The 534-nt window shown below is 43.3% G+C and carries 1 protein-coding gene; it reads left to right on the top strand.

Annotated elements, in window-relative coordinates; genetic code table 11:
* The coding region (locus R7Z49_RS27245; protein ID WP_318112785.1) for an EAL domain-containing protein at positions 1 to 534 on the top strand (534 nt) is incomplete at both ends.

Genomic DNA, 534 nt, shown 5'->3' with positions numbered 1-534 from the left:
GGAACTGGGCAAAGTACCACCTAACGAATTTGTTCCTGTCGCTGAAAGCTCAGGTTTGATGGTGCGTTTGGGTGAGTTGATCATCGAAAAGAGCCTTGAAGATATGGGCTTACTGACAACCCATCTTGCCACCCCAATTCAGATGTCGATTAATATTTCCGTCAAGCAGTTCCTGCACGCCAAATTTATAGAGCGCTTGATGGCGGCGATGGACAAATACCATCTTGATTGCAATAGAATCACGTTAGAAATTACCGAGAACTTGTTTATCGAAGATCTAGAAAAGTTCTCTCCAACTTGCGAGCGCTTGCACGCTTTGGGCTTTAAGATTTCATTGGACGATTTCGGAACGGGCTACTCGTCACTAAGCATGTTGAGAACATTGCCGATTGATGAAGTTAAAATTGACAAGAGCTTTGTCGATAATATTGAGCACGATAAAAAAGCGCTGAATATGGTGAAAAACATCATCGCTATTGGCAAAAACTTCGAAATGAAAGTCTTAGCTGAAGGGGTCGAAACGCAACGCCAACG

The organism is Vibrio sp. 1562 (genome assembly GCF_033340155.1).
Lineage (GTDB): Bacteria > Pseudomonadota > Gammaproteobacteria > Enterobacterales > Vibrionaceae > Vibrio > Vibrio alginolyticus.
This window is presented reverse-complemented; position numbering and strand designations above follow the sequence as displayed.